Source organism: Vibrio fluminensis, from assembly GCF_015278125.1.
In the GTDB taxonomy this organism is placed as follows: domain Bacteria; phylum Pseudomonadota; class Gammaproteobacteria; order Enterobacterales; family Vibrionaceae; genus Vibrio; species Vibrio fluminensis.
On record NZ_JADILO010000054.1, the window covers coordinates 1 to 15,039 of the forward strand.

The 15,039-nt window shown below is 46.2% G+C and carries 13 protein-coding genes and 1 pseudogene; 10 read left to right on the top strand and 4 right to left on the bottom strand.

The window, feature by feature from the left end:
• Nucleotides 1–176 precede the first annotated feature (176 nt).
• Both IRQ95_RS21475 and uspA read right to left on the bottom strand, forming a co-directional pair.
• Nucleotides 177–1,055 carry a carboxylate/amino acid/amine transporter gene (locus IRQ95_RS21475; protein WP_194439785.1) on the bottom strand — a complete coding sequence of 293 codons (879 nt, stop codon included), beginning with the start codon at nt 1,053–1,055 and terminating at the stop codon, nt 177–179.
• A 59-nt stretch (nt 1,056–1,114) separates the two neighbouring features.
• Complete coding sequence (uspA, locus tag IRQ95_RS21480) at nt 1,115–1,540, bottom strand: universal stress protein UspA (protein WP_075647702.1); 426 nt, start codon at nt 1,538–1,540, stop codon at nt 1,115–1,117.
• Nucleotides 1,541–1,670: 130 nt separating this feature from the next.
• On the opposite strand from uspA, the gene ftnA reads away from it, so the two are divergent.
• The 3 genes from ftnA (at nt 1,671) to IRQ95_RS21495 (ending at nt 3,933) form a co-directional block, all read left to right on the top strand.
• Nucleotides 1,671–2,198, top strand: a complete 528-nt coding sequence (ftnA, locus tag IRQ95_RS21485; RefSeq protein ID WP_194439787.1) for a non-heme ferritin — start codon at nt 1,671–1,673, stop codon at nt 2,196–2,198.
• Between the two features lie 70 nt (nt 2,199–2,268).
• On the top strand, nt 2,269–2,592 hold the full coding sequence (gene uspB / locus IRQ95_RS21490) for a universal stress protein UspB (protein ID WP_194439789.1): 324 nt from the start codon (nt 2,269–2,271) through the stop codon (nt 2,590–2,592).
• 153 nt (nt 2,593–2,745) lie between these two features.
• The gene (locus IRQ95_RS21495) at nt 2,746–3,933 is read left to right on the top strand and encodes a BaiN/RdsA family NAD(P)/FAD-dependent oxidoreductase (protein ID WP_194439791.1); all 1,188 of its coding nucleotides are present in this window, start codon (nt 2,746–2,748) and stop codon (nt 3,931–3,933) included.
• A 66-nt stretch (nt 3,934–3,999) separates the two neighbouring features.
• On the opposite strand, the gene IRQ95_RS21500 is transcribed toward IRQ95_RS21495, so the two are convergent.
• Together IRQ95_RS21500 and IRQ95_RS21505 are read right to left on the bottom strand one after the other, a co-directional pair.
• Entirely contained in the window at nt 4,000–7,434 is a 3,435-nt protein-coding gene (locus IRQ95_RS21500; protein WP_194439792.1) for a M66 family metalloprotease, read from the bottom strand.
• A 242-nt stretch (nt 7,435–7,676) separates the two neighbouring features.
• Nucleotides 7,677–8,579 (bottom strand): DMT family transporter, encoded by a 903-nt coding sequence (locus tag IRQ95_RS21505; protein ID WP_194439794.1) that lies wholly within the window; start codon nt 8,577–8,579, stop codon nt 7,677–7,679.
• A gap of 162 nt (nt 8,580–8,741) precedes the next feature.
• Between IRQ95_RS21505 and rmuC the strand changes: the two genes are divergently transcribed.
• The 7 genes and pseudogenes from rmuC to tatC all read left to right on the top strand — a co-directional run bounded on the left by rmuC (nt 8,742) and on the right by tatC (nt 14,879).
• A complete protein-coding gene (gene rmuC / locus IRQ95_RS21510; RefSeq protein WP_194439796.1) occupies nt 8,742–10,292 on the top strand; it encodes a DNA recombination protein RmuC in 1,551 nt (516 codons plus the stop codon).
• Nucleotides 10,293–10,356: 64 nt separating this feature from the next.
• Complete coding sequence (gene ubiE, locus IRQ95_RS21515) at nt 10,357–11,139, top strand: bifunctional demethylmenaquinone methyltransferase/2-methoxy-6-polyprenyl-1,4-benzoquinol methylase UbiE (RefSeq protein ID WP_194439798.1); 783 nt, start codon at nt 10,357–10,359, stop codon at nt 11,137–11,139.
• Between the two features lie 10 nt (nt 11,140–11,149).
• Nucleotides 11,150–11,755 carry a ubiquinone biosynthesis accessory factor UbiJ gene (locus IRQ95_RS21520; RefSeq protein ID WP_194439800.1) on the top strand — a complete coding sequence of 202 codons (606 nt, stop codon included), beginning with the start codon at nt 11,150–11,152 and terminating at the stop codon, nt 11,753–11,755.
• Nucleotides 11,752–13,386 carry a ubiquinone biosynthesis regulatory protein kinase UbiB gene (gene ubiB, locus IRQ95_RS21525; protein WP_194439802.1) on the top strand — a complete coding sequence of 545 codons (1,635 nt, stop codon included), beginning with the start codon at nt 11,752–11,754 and terminating at the stop codon, nt 13,384–13,386. Before IRQ95_RS21520 ends, ubiB begins: the two co-directional genes overlap by 4 nt.
• A 49-nt stretch (nt 13,387–13,435) precedes the next feature.
• Entirely contained in the window at nt 13,436–13,678 is a 243-nt protein-coding gene (gene tatA / locus IRQ95_RS21530; RefSeq protein ID WP_194439804.1) for a Sec-independent protein translocase subunit TatA, read from the top strand.
• A gap of 3 nt (nt 13,679–13,681) precedes the next feature.
• Nucleotides 13,682–13,972, top strand: a pseudogene (tatB, locus tag IRQ95_RS21535) (Sec-independent protein translocase protein TatB); the annotation flags it as partial.
• A gap of 154 nt (nt 13,973–14,126) precedes the next feature.
• Nucleotides 14,127–14,879: a twin-arginine translocase subunit TatC gene (gene tatC / locus IRQ95_RS21540; RefSeq protein WP_194439808.1), complete on the top strand. Its 753-nt coding sequence runs from the start codon at nt 14,127–14,129 to the stop codon at nt 14,877–14,879.
• Nucleotides 14,880–15,039 lie beyond the last annotated feature (160 nt).

A 15,039-nucleotide genomic window follows, 5' to 3' on the forward strand; every position in this document is an offset into this window, starting at 1 on the left:
TCCATCGTTACCATTTCCAGTTCGTATTGTTGCGGAGTCGGTTCTTGAAGCATATCGGAGTATCCATATTTCGATACCCCTATTAGATCAAAGGTCTAGCTCGAAAGCTAGACCTTTGTCAGCAGTCTGAGCCCGCGATTATCGCGGGCTATTTGTATCTGGAATGATAAGCAGCTTTAAACCGACGCGTAGTCACGTGCGACGCGACGTTTTACCCAGGTTTCGTTGACCCATAACGACAACATGATAATGGCACCGCCGATACCGAGTCGTAGTAGGTCGACATCTCGATTCCAAATAACGATGTTGACGATTAAGCCTGCTGGCACCAGCGCATTATTCATGACGGCTAACGCACCAGCGTTAACCATCGTCGCCCCTTTATTCCACGCGAAGTAACCGAGACCTGAAGCAATTAAACCTAGGTAAATCAGAATACCCCACTGAGTGTTAGTGGTTGGTAACTTGTCTATATTGCCCATCAGTGTAAAGGCAACCGTTGCGACGACCAGAGCACCGAGATAGAAATAACCAAATACCGCGTGTTGCGGCAATTCTACTTGTTCGGTTTCCATAATGTATTTGTAACCGACCTGACCGATGGCGAAACAAAGGTTAGCACCTTGTACCACTAGAAAGCCCATTAGGAAGTTTTCATTGATGCCAGCAAATTTAATTACGGCAGCGCCAGCAACGGCGATTGCCGCCGTGACTAAATACCAAGGCGAAAAACGCTTCTTGAGTAAGTCGTAAATTAGCGTGACGTAAATTGGCGTAAAGACGGTGAAAAGTAGTACTTCTGGTACAGAAAGGAGTAGAAAAGATTGGTAGTAGAAGCAGTACATCAAGCCAAGCTGAAAGCCGCCCACGACCATTAACTTACTGATCAGTGATTTGCTTACACCTTTAAACTTAATAAAAGGTAAGAACACGACGCTTGCCAGTGCCACACGCATCAGCACTGAAAACCAAGAGTCGACCTGACCGGCAAGATAAACCCCGATCAAGCTAAATGAAAACGCCCACAATAAAGTGACGGCTGATAGATAACCCATAATCTATACCAATGAATGATACCAGCCGTCAGTCTAAACGAGATCTATTCGCAGTGCGATCAATCCTTAAGTGGTACAACCAACAAATCGACCGGCGTACAATTTATTAATTGACGTGTCGATGAAAGTAACTTGCTCCAGAAATCTTGGTGATGGCCACAGACCACTAAATCTACTTTATATTCACCAATGTTTTCGCACAGTTCGTTACCTAGGTCGCCACTACCAACAAGCGTATGCTTAATCGGGTAGTCGGCGTGATCAGCAAGGTTTTGTAATTGCTGTTGGGAAGCTTCGGTCGCTTTGTGCTGGGTCTCTGCCATGTTGATATCGATTAGCCCGGTATACAGTTCGGCGTAGTTGACATCAATATGAATAAAAGAGACATCGGCGTTAAGTGGTTTTGCTAAAGAGACAGCTTTTTCCACCAAATGTTTGCTGTCTTCAGACAGGTCAATTGCAACTAAAATATGTTGATAACTCATAATGCTATCTCCTCTAGGACTTTGATTTAAGGTTAGCACTGGTCGTCTAAAAATTATGCTAGAGCGATCTCATATCTCTCTAAGGATCGTGTTATAGTTTAGTCACTTGCAAGAATATTAGGAGTTGAACATGCTGTCACAGGCAATGGTTGATCAATTGAATGAACAAATTAACCTCGAATTTTTTTCATCCAATCTATACTTACAAATGAGTGCTTGGTGTGAAGATAAAGGATTCGATGGCGCGGCTGAATTTTTACGCGCTCACGCCGTAGAAGAGATGGAGCACATGCAGCGTTTGTTCACTTACGTGAGTGAAACGGGTGCAATGCCAATTCTCGGGGCGATAGAAGCGCCTAAGCACCAGTTTGATAGCCTAGGTGATGTATTCCGTGAAACCTATGAGCATGAGCAGATGATTACTGAAAAAATCAATAAGCTGGCTCATTTATCGTTTACGTCACAAGACTATTCAACATTCAACTTCTTACAGTGGTACGTTGCTGAGCAGCACGAGGAAGAGAAGTTATTTAAAGGGATATTAGATAAGCTAGAACTTGTTGGTGAAGACGGCAAAGCACTGTTCTTTATCGATAAAGATCTGGCAGCTTTAGCAAAAGAAGGTTCATCTTCTGTCATGGATGCCCCGGCTGCTTAGTTAACAGCCAAAGACACTCTAATCGGATCGTCTTTTCTTCGGGCATGTATAGAAGGTGTAGGGAGGAAAGATGATCAGTGCAGACACCATTCTATTCGTACTTATGCTGGTTAGTTTAGTTAACTTAGCTAGATACTTGACCGCGTTGCGATCGCTTATTTACGTTATGCGAGAAGCTCACCCCTTGCTTTATCAGCAAGTCGATGGTGGTGGTTTTTTTACCACCCATGGCAATATGAGCAAGCAATTCAAGCTCTACTCTTATCTCAAGACGAAAGAGTATCACCATCATCATGACCCGGTCTTTACTTCTAAGTGCGCTCGCGTGAGAGAGCTATTTATTCTAACGATGGCTTTGCTTGGTGTAACACTGCTCGCTGCCTTTATCCTCTGACAGTGTGGTTTTATTAATAGCCTTGATAACTAGTATCGGTTGATTAATTGGCAATCAGTCAAAGAATCGCTAGAATAGCGCCTCGATTAGCAAGGATGTGCAAAACTGCACATCCTTTTTTATTTGCGTTTAAGGTTGTTTGAGTAAGTCATCATGAGTGAGAAATTTGACGTCGTCATTATAGGCGCTGGCGCTGCTGGTTTAATGTGTGCCGCAGAAGCAGGCAAGCGTGGACGCAAAGTCTTGGTACTTGATCATGCGAAAAAACCAGGGCGTAAAATCCTAATTTCTGGTGGTGGCCGCTGTAACTTCACTAACTATGATGTCAGTTCGAATAACTACCTGTGCCGCAATCCACATTTTGTTAAGTCAGCGCTGTCTCAGTACACCAACTGGGATTTTATCTCGATGGTGAGTAAATACGGTATTGAGTTTGAAGAGCGCGATCATGGTCAGTTATTCTGTCTCGATTCAGCGAAGCAAATCGTCAGCATGCTGCTTGATGAGTGTCAGAACGCCAAAGTTCAGTTGCGCTACCAACAAGATATTCATCAGATAGAGCAAACCGAGCAAGGCTTTAGTTTACATGCCAATACCAATCAGATTGAGTGTCAGTCGCTGGTGGTGGCCACCGGTGGTTTGTCGATGCCAAAACTGGGCGCGACGCCGTTTGGTTACAAGATTGCTGAGCAGTTTGGTTTACCCGTGGTGTCAACCACCGCAGGCTTAGTACCGTTTACTTTGCATAAGCAAGATAAAGAAGATTTCGAAGCGCTGTCAGGTATCGCGATTCCGGCTGAAATTACTGCCCAAGATGGTACGGTCTTTAAAGAGGCACTGCTATTTACCCATCGTGGTTTATCAGGTCCTGCGGTGTTGCAAATCTCATCGTTCTGGAAAGCCGGTCAGCAAGTGACTATCAACCTAGTGCCGGAAGCGGACGTTGAGCAATTGCTTACAGCATCAAGAGAGAAGCACCCAAATCAGAGTTTGAAAAACACGCTGGCGAAAGTGCTGCCGAAACGTTTGGTTGAAGTGATGATTGAGCGTAAAGAGCTGGAAGACAAACCGCTTAAACAATTTAATGAAAAGCAGCTTAAGCAGGTCACCGAATACCTAGAAAATTGGCAGATTGCACCAAATGGCACAGAAGGTTACCGCACCGCAGAAGTGACTTTAGGTGGGGTTGATACCGATCATCTCTCGTCGAAAACCATGGAGTGTAAGCAAGTGAAGGGCTTGTTCTTTATTGGTGAAGTGATGGATGTGACTGGCTGGTTGGGCGGTTACAACTTCCAATGGTGTTGGAGCTCAGGTTTTGTTGCTGGGCAGCACGCTTAATCGTTAAGTTTATTTTCTGAAATCAAAGGGCGCCGAGGCGCCCTTTGATATTGGTTTTAAATGCGATTAGCGGTATTGATGTACGGCGTAACCACTAGAGAAAATCCATTGGTTGCCATTAGACCAGTAAACTTCTGGTTCTTGTACACATTGCCCACCGGCATTGACGAAGCCAACCCCGTACCACTCACCGCCTTTAGTTAGGCTACACAACGTGGCATTAGACTGTGGTGAAGCGATCACTGGTGCACCCACTTGGCTGCGGTCGTACAGTGACAACCATTCAAACTGGTTAAGTTCTGAAACCATCTCACGTTCACCTTGGTTATCACGCACCGTAATATCACTGCCGCCAGTACATTGGTAGTCACCGTTGCCAAATGATTCAACGTAACCATGCAATAGTTTTTCGTTGCCATTGATCGTCATCGGGAAGCGACACACATACTCAGACTTCTCGCCTAAGCGCATGGTTGCCAAGTAGCTGCGTTGATTTGCCGTGAGTTCCGCTGGATTAAATTGCTCGTTGTGAGCCATCCAACCGCTCGGCATGTCGACATCAAAATCTCGGTAACCGTTTTCTTGTCCCACAATCACCGGACCGACTAACTCGTCTGCTGCCGGGTTACGTGGCGTCAGTACCGTATCGAGAATAGCTGTGCTGCCTTCTGCGCCAGAACATTCAATACTGATGCGCTCTGGATGACGTTCCGCTGGTAAATTGAGGTGGAACTTGTTGCTTTCACCGCTGCTGTAGCGTTTGCCATGAAGTGCAATTTTATCGACCGATCCATCTTGGTTTTCAACCACTAGCTGACACTGCTTCTGTGATTCCACTTGGTATTGGTCAATGCCACCTTGGTGAGTTGCGTAAGCCCAAAGTGCGCCATTGCTGTGCTTCATGCCATCAATTTGCTTACACTTGTTGTCCGCAAGGAAGCCCGCACCATCGTGACCGGTACCTGGCTTATTGAGGCTACACAGCGTCATTTCACCCAGCTCAGGGGTTGGTGTGTAAGTAATATTGCCGACCAGTTCGCCTTTGCTTGCCAGCAGTTGGTATTGTAGCGATTCAGAGACAGGCACTTCTGTTTGACCATCAATATGCCAAACCATTTCGCTGGTTACACGGCACTGTTCACCTTCTTCATAGCCAATAAAGTTAGCTTGCGTACCGCCTTGGCTGGTGTAGCTAAACTGACACAGTGGCAACCACTGATTGTCCACTTTGATGGTTTGCCATTCGGTGTTGAGGCGATCTTCGGCAGTAATAGTACCGGCAGCGACCCAACCTTCACGTTGTGCTGGGATGTTGCTCGGCTCTGGTAATTCAAACAGGTTGCCGTAGTTTGAGTAGATCAGTGGGTAGATCTGGCTTGGGTTCGCTTCAGTTGGGTCGTAGATACCGAGTACGGTGATCACTGGCACGCCTTTCTCACTGACTGCGCGTTGATTGGTTGCAGATTCGACGTAACGTTGAGTCTCTTGATCCCACGCTGAGTAGCCCGTTGCGCTATTGGTATCGACGTTGCTCGCACCGTTAAACCAGTTTTGCGTTACGCGTGCGGCAATGGGATGCTCTAAGGTGTAGTTACTGATCAAGCCAGTACGTGCACTTTCACCGCCACCCATTGCTTCGCGCATAAAGCGGAATTGATCAGCAAAGGGTTCAACGCTCTCGCCACTATTGGTATTGGTCACGGTTTGCGCCGCATCAGACCAGTGTAGGTTGCCGATAAAGCGGTTATAGCGCGCGTCCCAACCCCAGCCAGATTCCATATCGTGGATTGAAGCGTTTTTCGGATGGTGACCACGACCGTAGTTGTGACCCAGCTCGTGAGACCATTCGTTACCACGGGTGCCACTTAAGGTCACCATACCGCCGCCACCACTTAAACCATGGTGGATAACACTTGAGGTGATGTTGCCATCTTCATCTTCGGCTAGGTAGCGTCCGCGGTTGTTGTGCGCAGTAATATGACTAAATGGACGAGCCCAGTGTGCGCTACCACCGGCGGTGTCAACGATACCAAAGTTAGCATTATTGATACCCATTGAAATCAGACGCTTACCAATGTATTCACGCATGTCACCAGCGTAAACCCCAGGTTTGTCGTATTCGCTGGCTCTGGTATAAACCTTGCCATTGGGTAGCGTAACTTTGCGCAGGTGCAGTGGTGTGTAGTCTGCCATGACCAGTTTGGATACTGGAATTTTTTGGAAGTAGTCTGTCGCCAGTTCAGGCATACGGTCGATCATTTCGTACTGATCGCGTGGTTCGACCAACATACCGATATCGATGTTCTGAATCACCATTTCAGGCGCGCCAGCGAACACTAAATCATTTTGCTCTAGTACACCTTCACGACCACGGTTGTCACTGAACTTAAGCGACAATCCTGGTTTCATCCAATCCCATTGCAGCGGTAAGCTCCAAGCGTATTTCGAGAAGACTACTTTGCTGCGACCGTTATCAGGTTGGTCTGTATCGGCTAGGGCACTCGGTGGTAGCAGCGCAAAGCGACCTTGGCTAATACCATCCAGTTCAACCTCTACCCACATCTGCTGAATGGCTGGTTGATTTGGTGTCACCAATAGCAGTGCAGCACGATCCATCACTAGGTTAGGGTGATTGAGTTCATCGTTGCCGTTTGGCATCACGCTGGTGTGGGTTTGAGTAAAGTTAATATGCGCACGCAGCGAGCCTGAAAGGTGGTTTACTGCTGTGCGGCTATCGTTGTAGGCGAGACGCTCAGCTAAAGTCGTGAAGCTCAATTGTTGTTTAGCGCAGCCCAAATCATTACACGCTTCAATCTCAACTTCGTAGCGGGTGTCTGGCTCTAAATCACTGATATAAAGACCCGGCTCGCTGGTGCGGTAGCGGTAAACGATCGGTGAGCTGTTGGCAGGTCGCGCGGTGAGATTGATAACATAGTTATTATTCGGATGATGTTGATCCCAAGTCAGTTCCACGCCGATATCAGACAGAGAACCGACTTTGAATGATTCAAGGTTTGGCATCGCCAGCTCACCACAGTCTGACATTACCGTACGCAGAATCATGTCGGACTCAGTGATGTAACTGCCGTCTTCGAGTTGTGAACCACGGCTTGCTGGCAGATACTCCACGTAGCAACCGGTGTCGTTAGCGTTCATCACGCCAAGTTCACGATGCATTAAATAGAAACCACCATTGTAGGCAATGTATTCCCAGTTACTGTCGACAAAAGGGAAAGCGGTCGAGTATTCACCGCCAGCATCGTTGAGTGGGAACTTTGGGAAGCTCTCATGGTTTACCCAATACTGCTTGCCTTGGTATTGCAAGAAGCGGCGACCATCTTGGTGAACGACAATGTTGCTGTCATCCGTTGCCAGTTGCTGCATAGCAAACAGCTGCTGTTGCACTTGTGCACCCAGTTGCGACAGGTTAAGTGTCTCTGCGGCTACGTGTGAGCAAGCTAGAACACCCCCGATCAAAAGAGAGAGTTGCGAAAGTCTCATGCATTATTCCTTATTATTATTGATAAATGCGTTGAATAGATTCGCGGGGATTATGGTTGGGATGTTAACGAGTCGGGAAAATTGATCGAAAATGCTAGATCTTGATGCAAAAATAAAACTTGAAATTTGGACTCTGCTGCCAATTTGACCATTAAGCTGTTGGTTTAAAATGCAATTTTTATTGGTTGATATAGTTTTAGGTACGAAAAAGCCACCAGAAGGTGGCTTTATGTTTTCGTTTTTCACTCTGCGCTGGTGGCTAATTTAGCCTTAAATTTCATCTGTTGAATCACCAAGCCAGCAACAATCAGCACCAAGCCAATCAAAGTGGTTGGGTGGATGCTTTCACCAATAATGGTTGCTAGCAAAATCAGTGAGATAAACGGTGAGGCAAAAATAAGGTTGCTAATACGCGCGGTGTTTTGCGTGAGTTTTAATGCACTTAACCACAATACAAAAGTGATGCCCATTTCAAACAAACCCACATAGGTCACGGCCAGCCAGCCAGAAGGGGTGATTTGGCTCCAACTGGCACCTTCCCAAATACTCAGACCAATCGCAAAAGGGATGGCGACTAAAAATCCGAGTAATACACCCACTACAGGATCGGCTTTATTTTTGGTATTTAGAATCCAGTAGCCAGCCCAAAGCAGGGTTGAAAGCAGCGCTAATCCTACGCCAAGCGGGCTTTCAAAATTGAGCCCGAGAATGTCGCCTTTAGTGGCAATCACCACTACGCCAAAGTAGCTTAGAACACATGCTATCCAATCTTGTTTACGGATCTGCTGACCAAGAAAAACCGCGGCCATTAAGGTTAACGTGATCGCCCAACTGTAGTTAATCGCTTGTGCTTGTGATGCTGGCAACAATTCATAGGCTTTAAACAAAATGACGTAATAAGCCAAGGGGTTGATTAAACCCAGTAGCAAATAGTACCAAGGGTTAGAGAGAAAAACGGCAGAGAGGGAAGCAAGCTTACCTTGTACGCCGCAGATAACGATTAAAACCAGAGCAGAGACAATACTGGCAATTGTCAGCATTTGGATTGGAGTAAATTCAGCCAGAGTCAATTTAAATGCGGTTGCAACTGTCGACCAGAGCAAAACTGCAGACAAACCAAACCCCAACGCGCGGCGCTCGTTCATAGTGTTCCTTCATATAGCAAGCAAAAACGCACCCAGCGAACCATTCGCACAGTGTACGGGGAGCTAAGTGTATCTGCTGATTATCTAACCGACAAACTGGACATTTATCCAGTGGTGAAATACCATTATTTGCAAGCAATAGAAAAGAGTTAACGCCTTATTATGCAATGGATTATCGAGAACCAAAGCGTGTTATTGAGTGCCCTTGGTGGCGCCGTAATCAGTGGAGTGGCAGTCAGTTGGTGGGTAAAGCAAAAATTAAGCTTAGAAAGCCAACTGCTCGAGCAGCAATTAGAATCCAATCAGCAATTGGCAGACTCACAGATCAGTCAGCTAAAACAGTCACTTAGTGAAGCGCAACAAGAGCTTGATGAGCTGGATGAAGATCGCGACAAAGCCGCGTATGAAATTAAACAATCGCACGGAAAACTGATGGCGGTGATGGAAAAACTACGCTATTTCGAGGCGGTAAAGCAGGAGCGTCAGCAGTATGCTGATGATCTGATTCAAGTACGCGAGCAAAAATCACAACTAGAGGCACAACTGCGTGAACAAGAAGCGCGTCACCAGCAAGCGCAACTGGCTAGCCAAGAGAAACTGCAACTACTAGAAAAAGCCGAAGAGCGTCTAAAGCAGCAATTTGAACACCTAGCCAATCAGCTGTTTGAAACGAAAACGGCCAAGGTTGATCAACAAAACCGCCAAAGTTTGGAAGGTTTGTTAGGTCCACTAAAAGAACAATTGGAAGGTTTTAAACGCCAAGTCAACGACAGTTTTAACTTTGAAGCCAAAGAGCGTCACACCTTAGTACATGAGCTAAAAAATCTACAGCGATTGAATGAACAAATGACTCGCGAAGCGGTTAATCTGACTCAAGCATTGAAAGGCGACAATAAGCAGCAGGGCAACTGGGGTGAAGTGGTTCTGGCACGCGTATTGGCTGAGTCGGGTTTGCGTGAAGGGCATGAGTATCAAACTCAAGTTAGTTTGCAAAACGAGGCCGGCAAGCGGTATCAGCCAGACGTTATCGTACATTTACCGCAAGATAAACAAGTGGTGATTGACTCGAAAATGGTGCTGGTGGCCTTTGAGCGCTACTTTAATGCACAAACCGATCACGATCGTGAGCGTGCGCTAAGTGACCACTTACTTGCGCTGCGCAACCACATTAAAGGGCTAAGCCATAAGGATTATCATCAACTTAAAGGGATTCGTAGTCTCGATTATGTGCTGATGTTTATCCCGGTTGAGCCGGCGTTCCAAGTGGCGATTCAAGCGGATCCGAGTTTGGTTAAAGATGCCATGGAGCACAACATTATCTTAGTTAGCCCAACCACTCTGCTGGTGGCACTAAGAACGATTGATAACTTATGGCGTAATGATAGACAGAACCAGAACGCGAAGATTATCGCTGAGCGCGCGAGTAAGTTGTATGACAAGCTGCGTTTGTTTGTTGAAGATATGGAAGGTTTGGGCGGTGCACTAGATCGCGCTAACCAGAGTTATCAAGGTGCGATGAATAAGTTAGCGACCGGACGCGGCAACGTGATTCGCCAAGCGGAAAGCTTTAAACAGCTAGGGGTGGAAGTGAAACGCCCAATCTCGCCAAGTATTGCAGAACTCGCGCATGGCCAAGATGTGTCAGAAAATGAATATTTGGCTGAAAATGCACCGCAGTTAGAAAGACATCCGGCTGAGGATAAAGTAAACTAATCGACCGCAGCTCAGACCTATGACGTATGAAGAGTTTTATTGAGCTGCTCGAAGAGGAATCACAATGACGGATACAAGCGTGCAGTCAAATACAGCATTAGAAACAGCCGAAACCACCCACTTTGGTTTCACTACCGTAGCCAAAGAAGAGAAAGTCGCTAAAGTGGCTCAAGTATTTCACTCGGTAGCCGCAAAGTACGACATTATGAACGACTTAATGTCTGGTGGTGTGCATCGTTTGTGGAAGCGTTTCACGATTGATTGCAGTGGCGCTCGTCCGGGTCAACGTGTACTTGACCTTGGTGGTGGTACTGGTGACTTAACCGCTAAATTCTCACGCATTGTTGGTGACAAAGGTCATGTCGTGTTGGCTGACATCAACAACTCAATGCTTAATGTGGGTCGTGATAAGCTGCGTGATATCGGCGTAGTGGGCAACGTGCATTACGTACAAGCGAACGCAGAAGAATTGCCATTCCCAGATGATTACTTTGATGTGATCACGATTAGCTTCTGTCTTCGTAACGTGACAGACAAAGATAAAGCTCTGCGCTCTATGTTCCGTGTGCTTAAGCCCGGTGGTCGTCTGTTAGTACTTGAGTTCTCTAAACCGATTCTTGACCCGCTGTCTAAAGTGTATGATGCATACTCATTCCACTTACTACCAAAAATGGGTGAGCTAGTGGCAAATGACGCAGAGAGTTACCGTTACCTTGCTGAATCTATCCGCATGCACCCAGATCAAGAAACACTGAAGGGCATGATGGATGACGCTGGCTTTGAACAGACCAGTTACTACAACCTAACTGGCGGTATTGTTGCATTGCACCGCGGTTACAAGTTCTAAAAGGGTTGTTATGCCGTTCGATCCATTAGTGACCGCCGTTATTGAAACGACGCTCAACACGCTAATTAAAGATGACCCGGAATTGGGTCGTCGTCTTGCTCGTCTGAAAGGGCAAGTGATTCAAGTTCATCTCAAAGAGCTTAACAAGACGCTAACGTTTGTCTTTAGCCAACAAATCGATGTGTTGGCTCACTATGAAGGGCAACCTGATTGTTACTTATCGCTCAATTTATCGGTATTGCCTGAACTTCGTGAGCAAGCCAATATCACTAAGCTGATTAAGCAAGATAAGTTGATTTTAGAAGGTGACATTCAACTGGCGCAGAAATTCTCGCAGCTGATGACGGACTGTAAACCCGATATCGAAGAGTGGTTATCGCGCGTGACTGGCGATGTGGTCGCGCATACCTTAGTCAAAGGTGCGGCTCAAGTTGGTCAGTTTGTTAAAGCGCAAGCGAGTAAACATCAAAACCACCTTGGTCAGGTGATCACTGAAGAGTGGAAGCTAACGCCAGCACCACTAGAAGTGGCGTATTTTTGTGACCAAGTGGATGATGTCAAAAGCCAAGCAGCACGCTTGGAAGCAAAATTGAATCAACTGTTGGAGCGAGTATGACGCCGTCTGAACTTCGTCGCCTATACCGCATCATTAAAGTCCAACTCGAATATGGGGTGGATGAATTACTGCCTAATCATCAGCTGACTAAAGCCCCACTATTGGCTCGTAAAGGGCTATTTTGGCTTAAGAATCAACACCCAGACAAAGAGTTGGGTGACCGCCTACGCCTTGCACTGCAAGAGCTTGGTCCGGTATGGATTAAGTTTGGTCAGATGATGTCGACTCGACGTGATCTGTTTCCCCCACACATTGCCGATCCACTCGCGCTGTTGCAAGACCAAGTGTCGCCGTTTGATGGTGAACTGGCTAAGCAGCAGATGGAGCTGGCGCTTGGTGGTCCGCTGGAAAACTGGTTTACCGACTTTGACATCAAACCGCTTGCTTCGGCATCGATTGCTCAAGTGCATACCGCTCGTCTAAAAGAGAGTGGAGAAGAAGTGGTTTTAAAGGTGATCCGACCGGATATTCGCCCTGTGATTGATGCAGATCTAAAACTGATGTATCGCATGGCGCGTATAGTCGCGAGGGCGCTGCCTGAAGCACGTCGTTTAAAACCCGTTGAGGTGGTTCGCGAGTATGAGAAGACTCTGCTTGATGAACTAGACTTAAGAAGAGAGGCGGCAAACGCGATTCAGTTGCGCCGCAACTTTGAAGGCAGTGAAGAGCTGTATGTACCCGAAGTATTCCCTGATTTTAGCAGTGAGTCTTTGATGGTATCGGAACGCATCTACGGTATTCAGGTTTCTGACATCGCCGGTTTAGAAGCCAATGGCACTAATATGAAGCTGTTGGCTGAGCGCGGTGTGAGCGTATTCTTTACCCAAGTATTTCGAGACAGCTTTTTCCATGCAGACATGCACCCAGGCAACGTATTCGTTAAACCTGAGCATCCAGAAAATCCGATGTGGATTGGTTTGGATTGTGGCATTGTCGGTACGTTGAATAGTGATGATAAACGCTACTTAGCGGAAAACTTTTTAGCGTTCTTCAATCGCGATTATCGCCGCGTGGCAGAATTGCATGTCGAATCAGGATGGGTTCCACGTGAAACCAACATTGATGAGTTTGAGTTTGCGATTCGCATTGTGTGTGAGCCAATTTTTGCTAAACCACTGTGTGAAATCTCATTCGGTCATGTACTGTTGAACTTGTTCAACACGGCACGTCGTTTTGAGATGGAAGTGCAGCCGCAATTGGTCTTGCTACAAAAAACGCTGCTCTATGTGGAAGGCTTAGGTCGTCAACTATACCCACAACTTGATTTGTGGGCGACAGCCAAACCTTTCTTAGAAACGTGGATGATGAATCAAGTGGGTCCACAAGCGGTGATCAATGCGGTGAAAGATCGCGCGCCGTTTTGGGCTGAAAAATTACCAGAGCTGCCAGAGCTGCTTTATGACAGCCTCAGACAAGGCAAAGCGCTGAATCAGCGTATGGATCAGCTTTATCAAGGTTACCGTGACTCGAAGCGTCAGCAGGCAACCGGTAAATTTTTATTTGGTGTTGGTGCCACATTAGTCGTATGCTCGGCAATATTGGTTAACAGCACTTATGAACAACTATCGACAGCCAGTGCTATTGCGGGTGTCACATTTTGGTTGTTCAGTTGGCGAGCTTATCGCCGATAGGCGTTAGACTTACGAATAATTTTGTTTAATAGAACCCGAGGTAAATGAAATGGGTGGTATTAGTATTTGGCAACTATTGATTGTTGCTGTAATCGTTGTATTGCTGTTTGGTACTAAGAAGTTACGCAACATTGGTGGCGACTTAGGTAGTGCTGTAAAAGGCTTTAAGAAAGCAATGAGCGAAGATGAGGCATCTCAAGACAAAAAAGATGCTGATTTTGAACCTAAAAATCTAGAACAGCAGAAGACTGAAGCGACTGCTGAGACTAAGAAAGACAAAGAGCAGGCATAACACGTGTTTGATATCGGTTTTTGGGAACTGGTATTAATATCTGTCGTTGCTCTCGTTGTCTTGGGCCCTGAGCGTTTGCCACATGCGATTCGCAGTGTTTCTCGTTTTGTTTCACAAGCGAAAACCATGGCAAATAACGTGAAAGATGAAATCTCTCACGAACTAAAGGTGCAAGAACTGCAAGAGAACTTGCGTAAAGCTGAACAAATGGGGATGGAAGATCTATCGCCTGAGTTGAAATCTTCGGTGGAAGAACTGAAGAAAGCTGCGCAAGAGGTGCAACGTCCCTACGCTCAAAAGGCTGCGGAGACCGAGGCTGTTGTCAGTGATGAAAAAACACAGACTAGCCAAGCTATAGCACCGGCAGATAAGAAAGCCGAGTAGCCTTTAAGTGAGGAGCTGCACGTGACGTGCGGCTCCTTTTTGATCTTCTAGAATGAGGTTTGATATGCCTTCTGTTGAGCAGACACAACCTTTAATCAGCCATTTGCTGGAACTGCGTAATCGTTTATTACGTGCGTTACTTGCAGTGTTGGTGGTATTTCTTGGTTTAATCTACTTTTCTGGTGATATCTACGAGTTTGTTTCAAAGCCACTCGTCGACAAATTACCTGAAGGGGCAACAATGATCGCGACTGATGTCGCATCTCCTTTCTTTACACCGCTGAAATTGACCTTGATTGCATCGGTATTTATTGCCGTACCGTTGATTCTTTATCAGGTTTGGGCTTTTGTTGCGCCGGGCTTGTATAAGCATGAACGTCGTTTGATCATGCCATTGATGTTTTCTAGTTCACTGCTGTTCTACGCAGGTGTTTCATTTGCGTATTTCGTGGTGTTCCCGTTGGTATTTGGCTTCTTTACTGCAATATCACTGGGCGGAGTAGAGTTTGCTACCGATATTTCCAGCTATCTTGATTTCGTACTCGCGTTGTTTATGGCGTTCGGTATTGCGTTTGAAATACCGGTTGCGATTATCTTGTTGTGCTGGACGGGTGCGACTTCACCTGAGGAGCTGCGTGCTAAGCGTCCATACATTATTGTGATTGCGTTCGTTGTCGGTATGTTACTGACACCGCCTGACATCATCTCGCAAACGTTATTAGCGATTCCAATGTGTTTGCTGTTTGAGGTGGGGTTGTTCTTTGCTCGTTTCTATGTCCGTAAGGATGATGACGAAGAAGAACAAGTCGAAGAGTAATGATAGCAACATCAAAAAAAGGTTGGCCATGCCCTGTCTCTTATACACAAATCCCCAAGCCACGGTTTGGGGATTTTTTTGAACTAATTTTAAATTTCATGATCTGATCATCTAAGCAATCACAAGGATGATTATCATGACTTATATAGAACCAACCCTT

Excerpts from the sequence above, each read along its gene's own strand:
- IRQ95_RS21475 (WP_194439785.1), bottom strand. The coding sequence starts at position 1,055 with ATGGGTTATCTATCAGCCGTCACTTTATTGTGGGCGTTTTCATTTAGC.
- uspA (WP_075647702.1), bottom strand. The coding sequence starts at position 1,540 with ATGAGTTATCAACATATTTTAGTTGCAATTGACCTGTCTGAAGACAGC.
- ftnA (WP_194439787.1), top strand. The coding sequence starts at position 1,671 with ATGCTGTCACAGGCAATGGTTGATCAATTGAATGAACAAATTAACCTC.
- uspB (WP_194439789.1), top strand. The coding sequence starts at position 2,269 with ATGATCAGTGCAGACACCATTCTATTCGTACTTATGCTGGTTAGTTTA.
- IRQ95_RS21495 (WP_194439791.1), top strand. The coding sequence starts at position 2,746 with ATGAGTGAGAAATTTGACGTCGTCATTATAGGCGCTGGCGCTGCTGGT.
- IRQ95_RS21500 (WP_194439792.1), bottom strand. The coding sequence starts at position 7,434 with ATGAGACTTTCGCAACTCTCTCTTTTGATCGGGGGTGTTCTAGCTTGC.
- IRQ95_RS21505 (WP_194439794.1), bottom strand. The coding sequence starts at position 8,579 with ATGAACGAGCGCCGCGCGTTGGGGTTTGGTTTGTCTGCAGTTTTGCTC.
- rmuC (WP_194439796.1), top strand. The coding sequence starts at position 8,742 with ATGCAATGGATTATCGAGAACCAAAGCGTGTTATTGAGTGCCCTTGGT.
- ubiE (WP_194439798.1), top strand. The coding sequence starts at position 10,357 with ATGACGGATACAAGCGTGCAGTCAAATACAGCATTAGAAACAGCCGAA.
- IRQ95_RS21520 (WP_194439800.1), top strand. The coding sequence starts at position 11,150 with ATGCCGTTCGATCCATTAGTGACCGCCGTTATTGAAACGACGCTCAAC.
- ubiB (WP_194439802.1), top strand. The coding sequence starts at position 11,752 with ATGACGCCGTCTGAACTTCGTCGCCTATACCGCATCATTAAAGTCCAA.
- tatA (WP_194439804.1), top strand. The coding sequence starts at position 13,436 with ATGGGTGGTATTAGTATTTGGCAACTATTGATTGTTGCTGTAATCGTT.
- tatC (WP_194439808.1), top strand. The coding sequence starts at position 14,127 with ATGCCTTCTGTTGAGCAGACACAACCTTTAATCAGCCATTTGCTGGAA.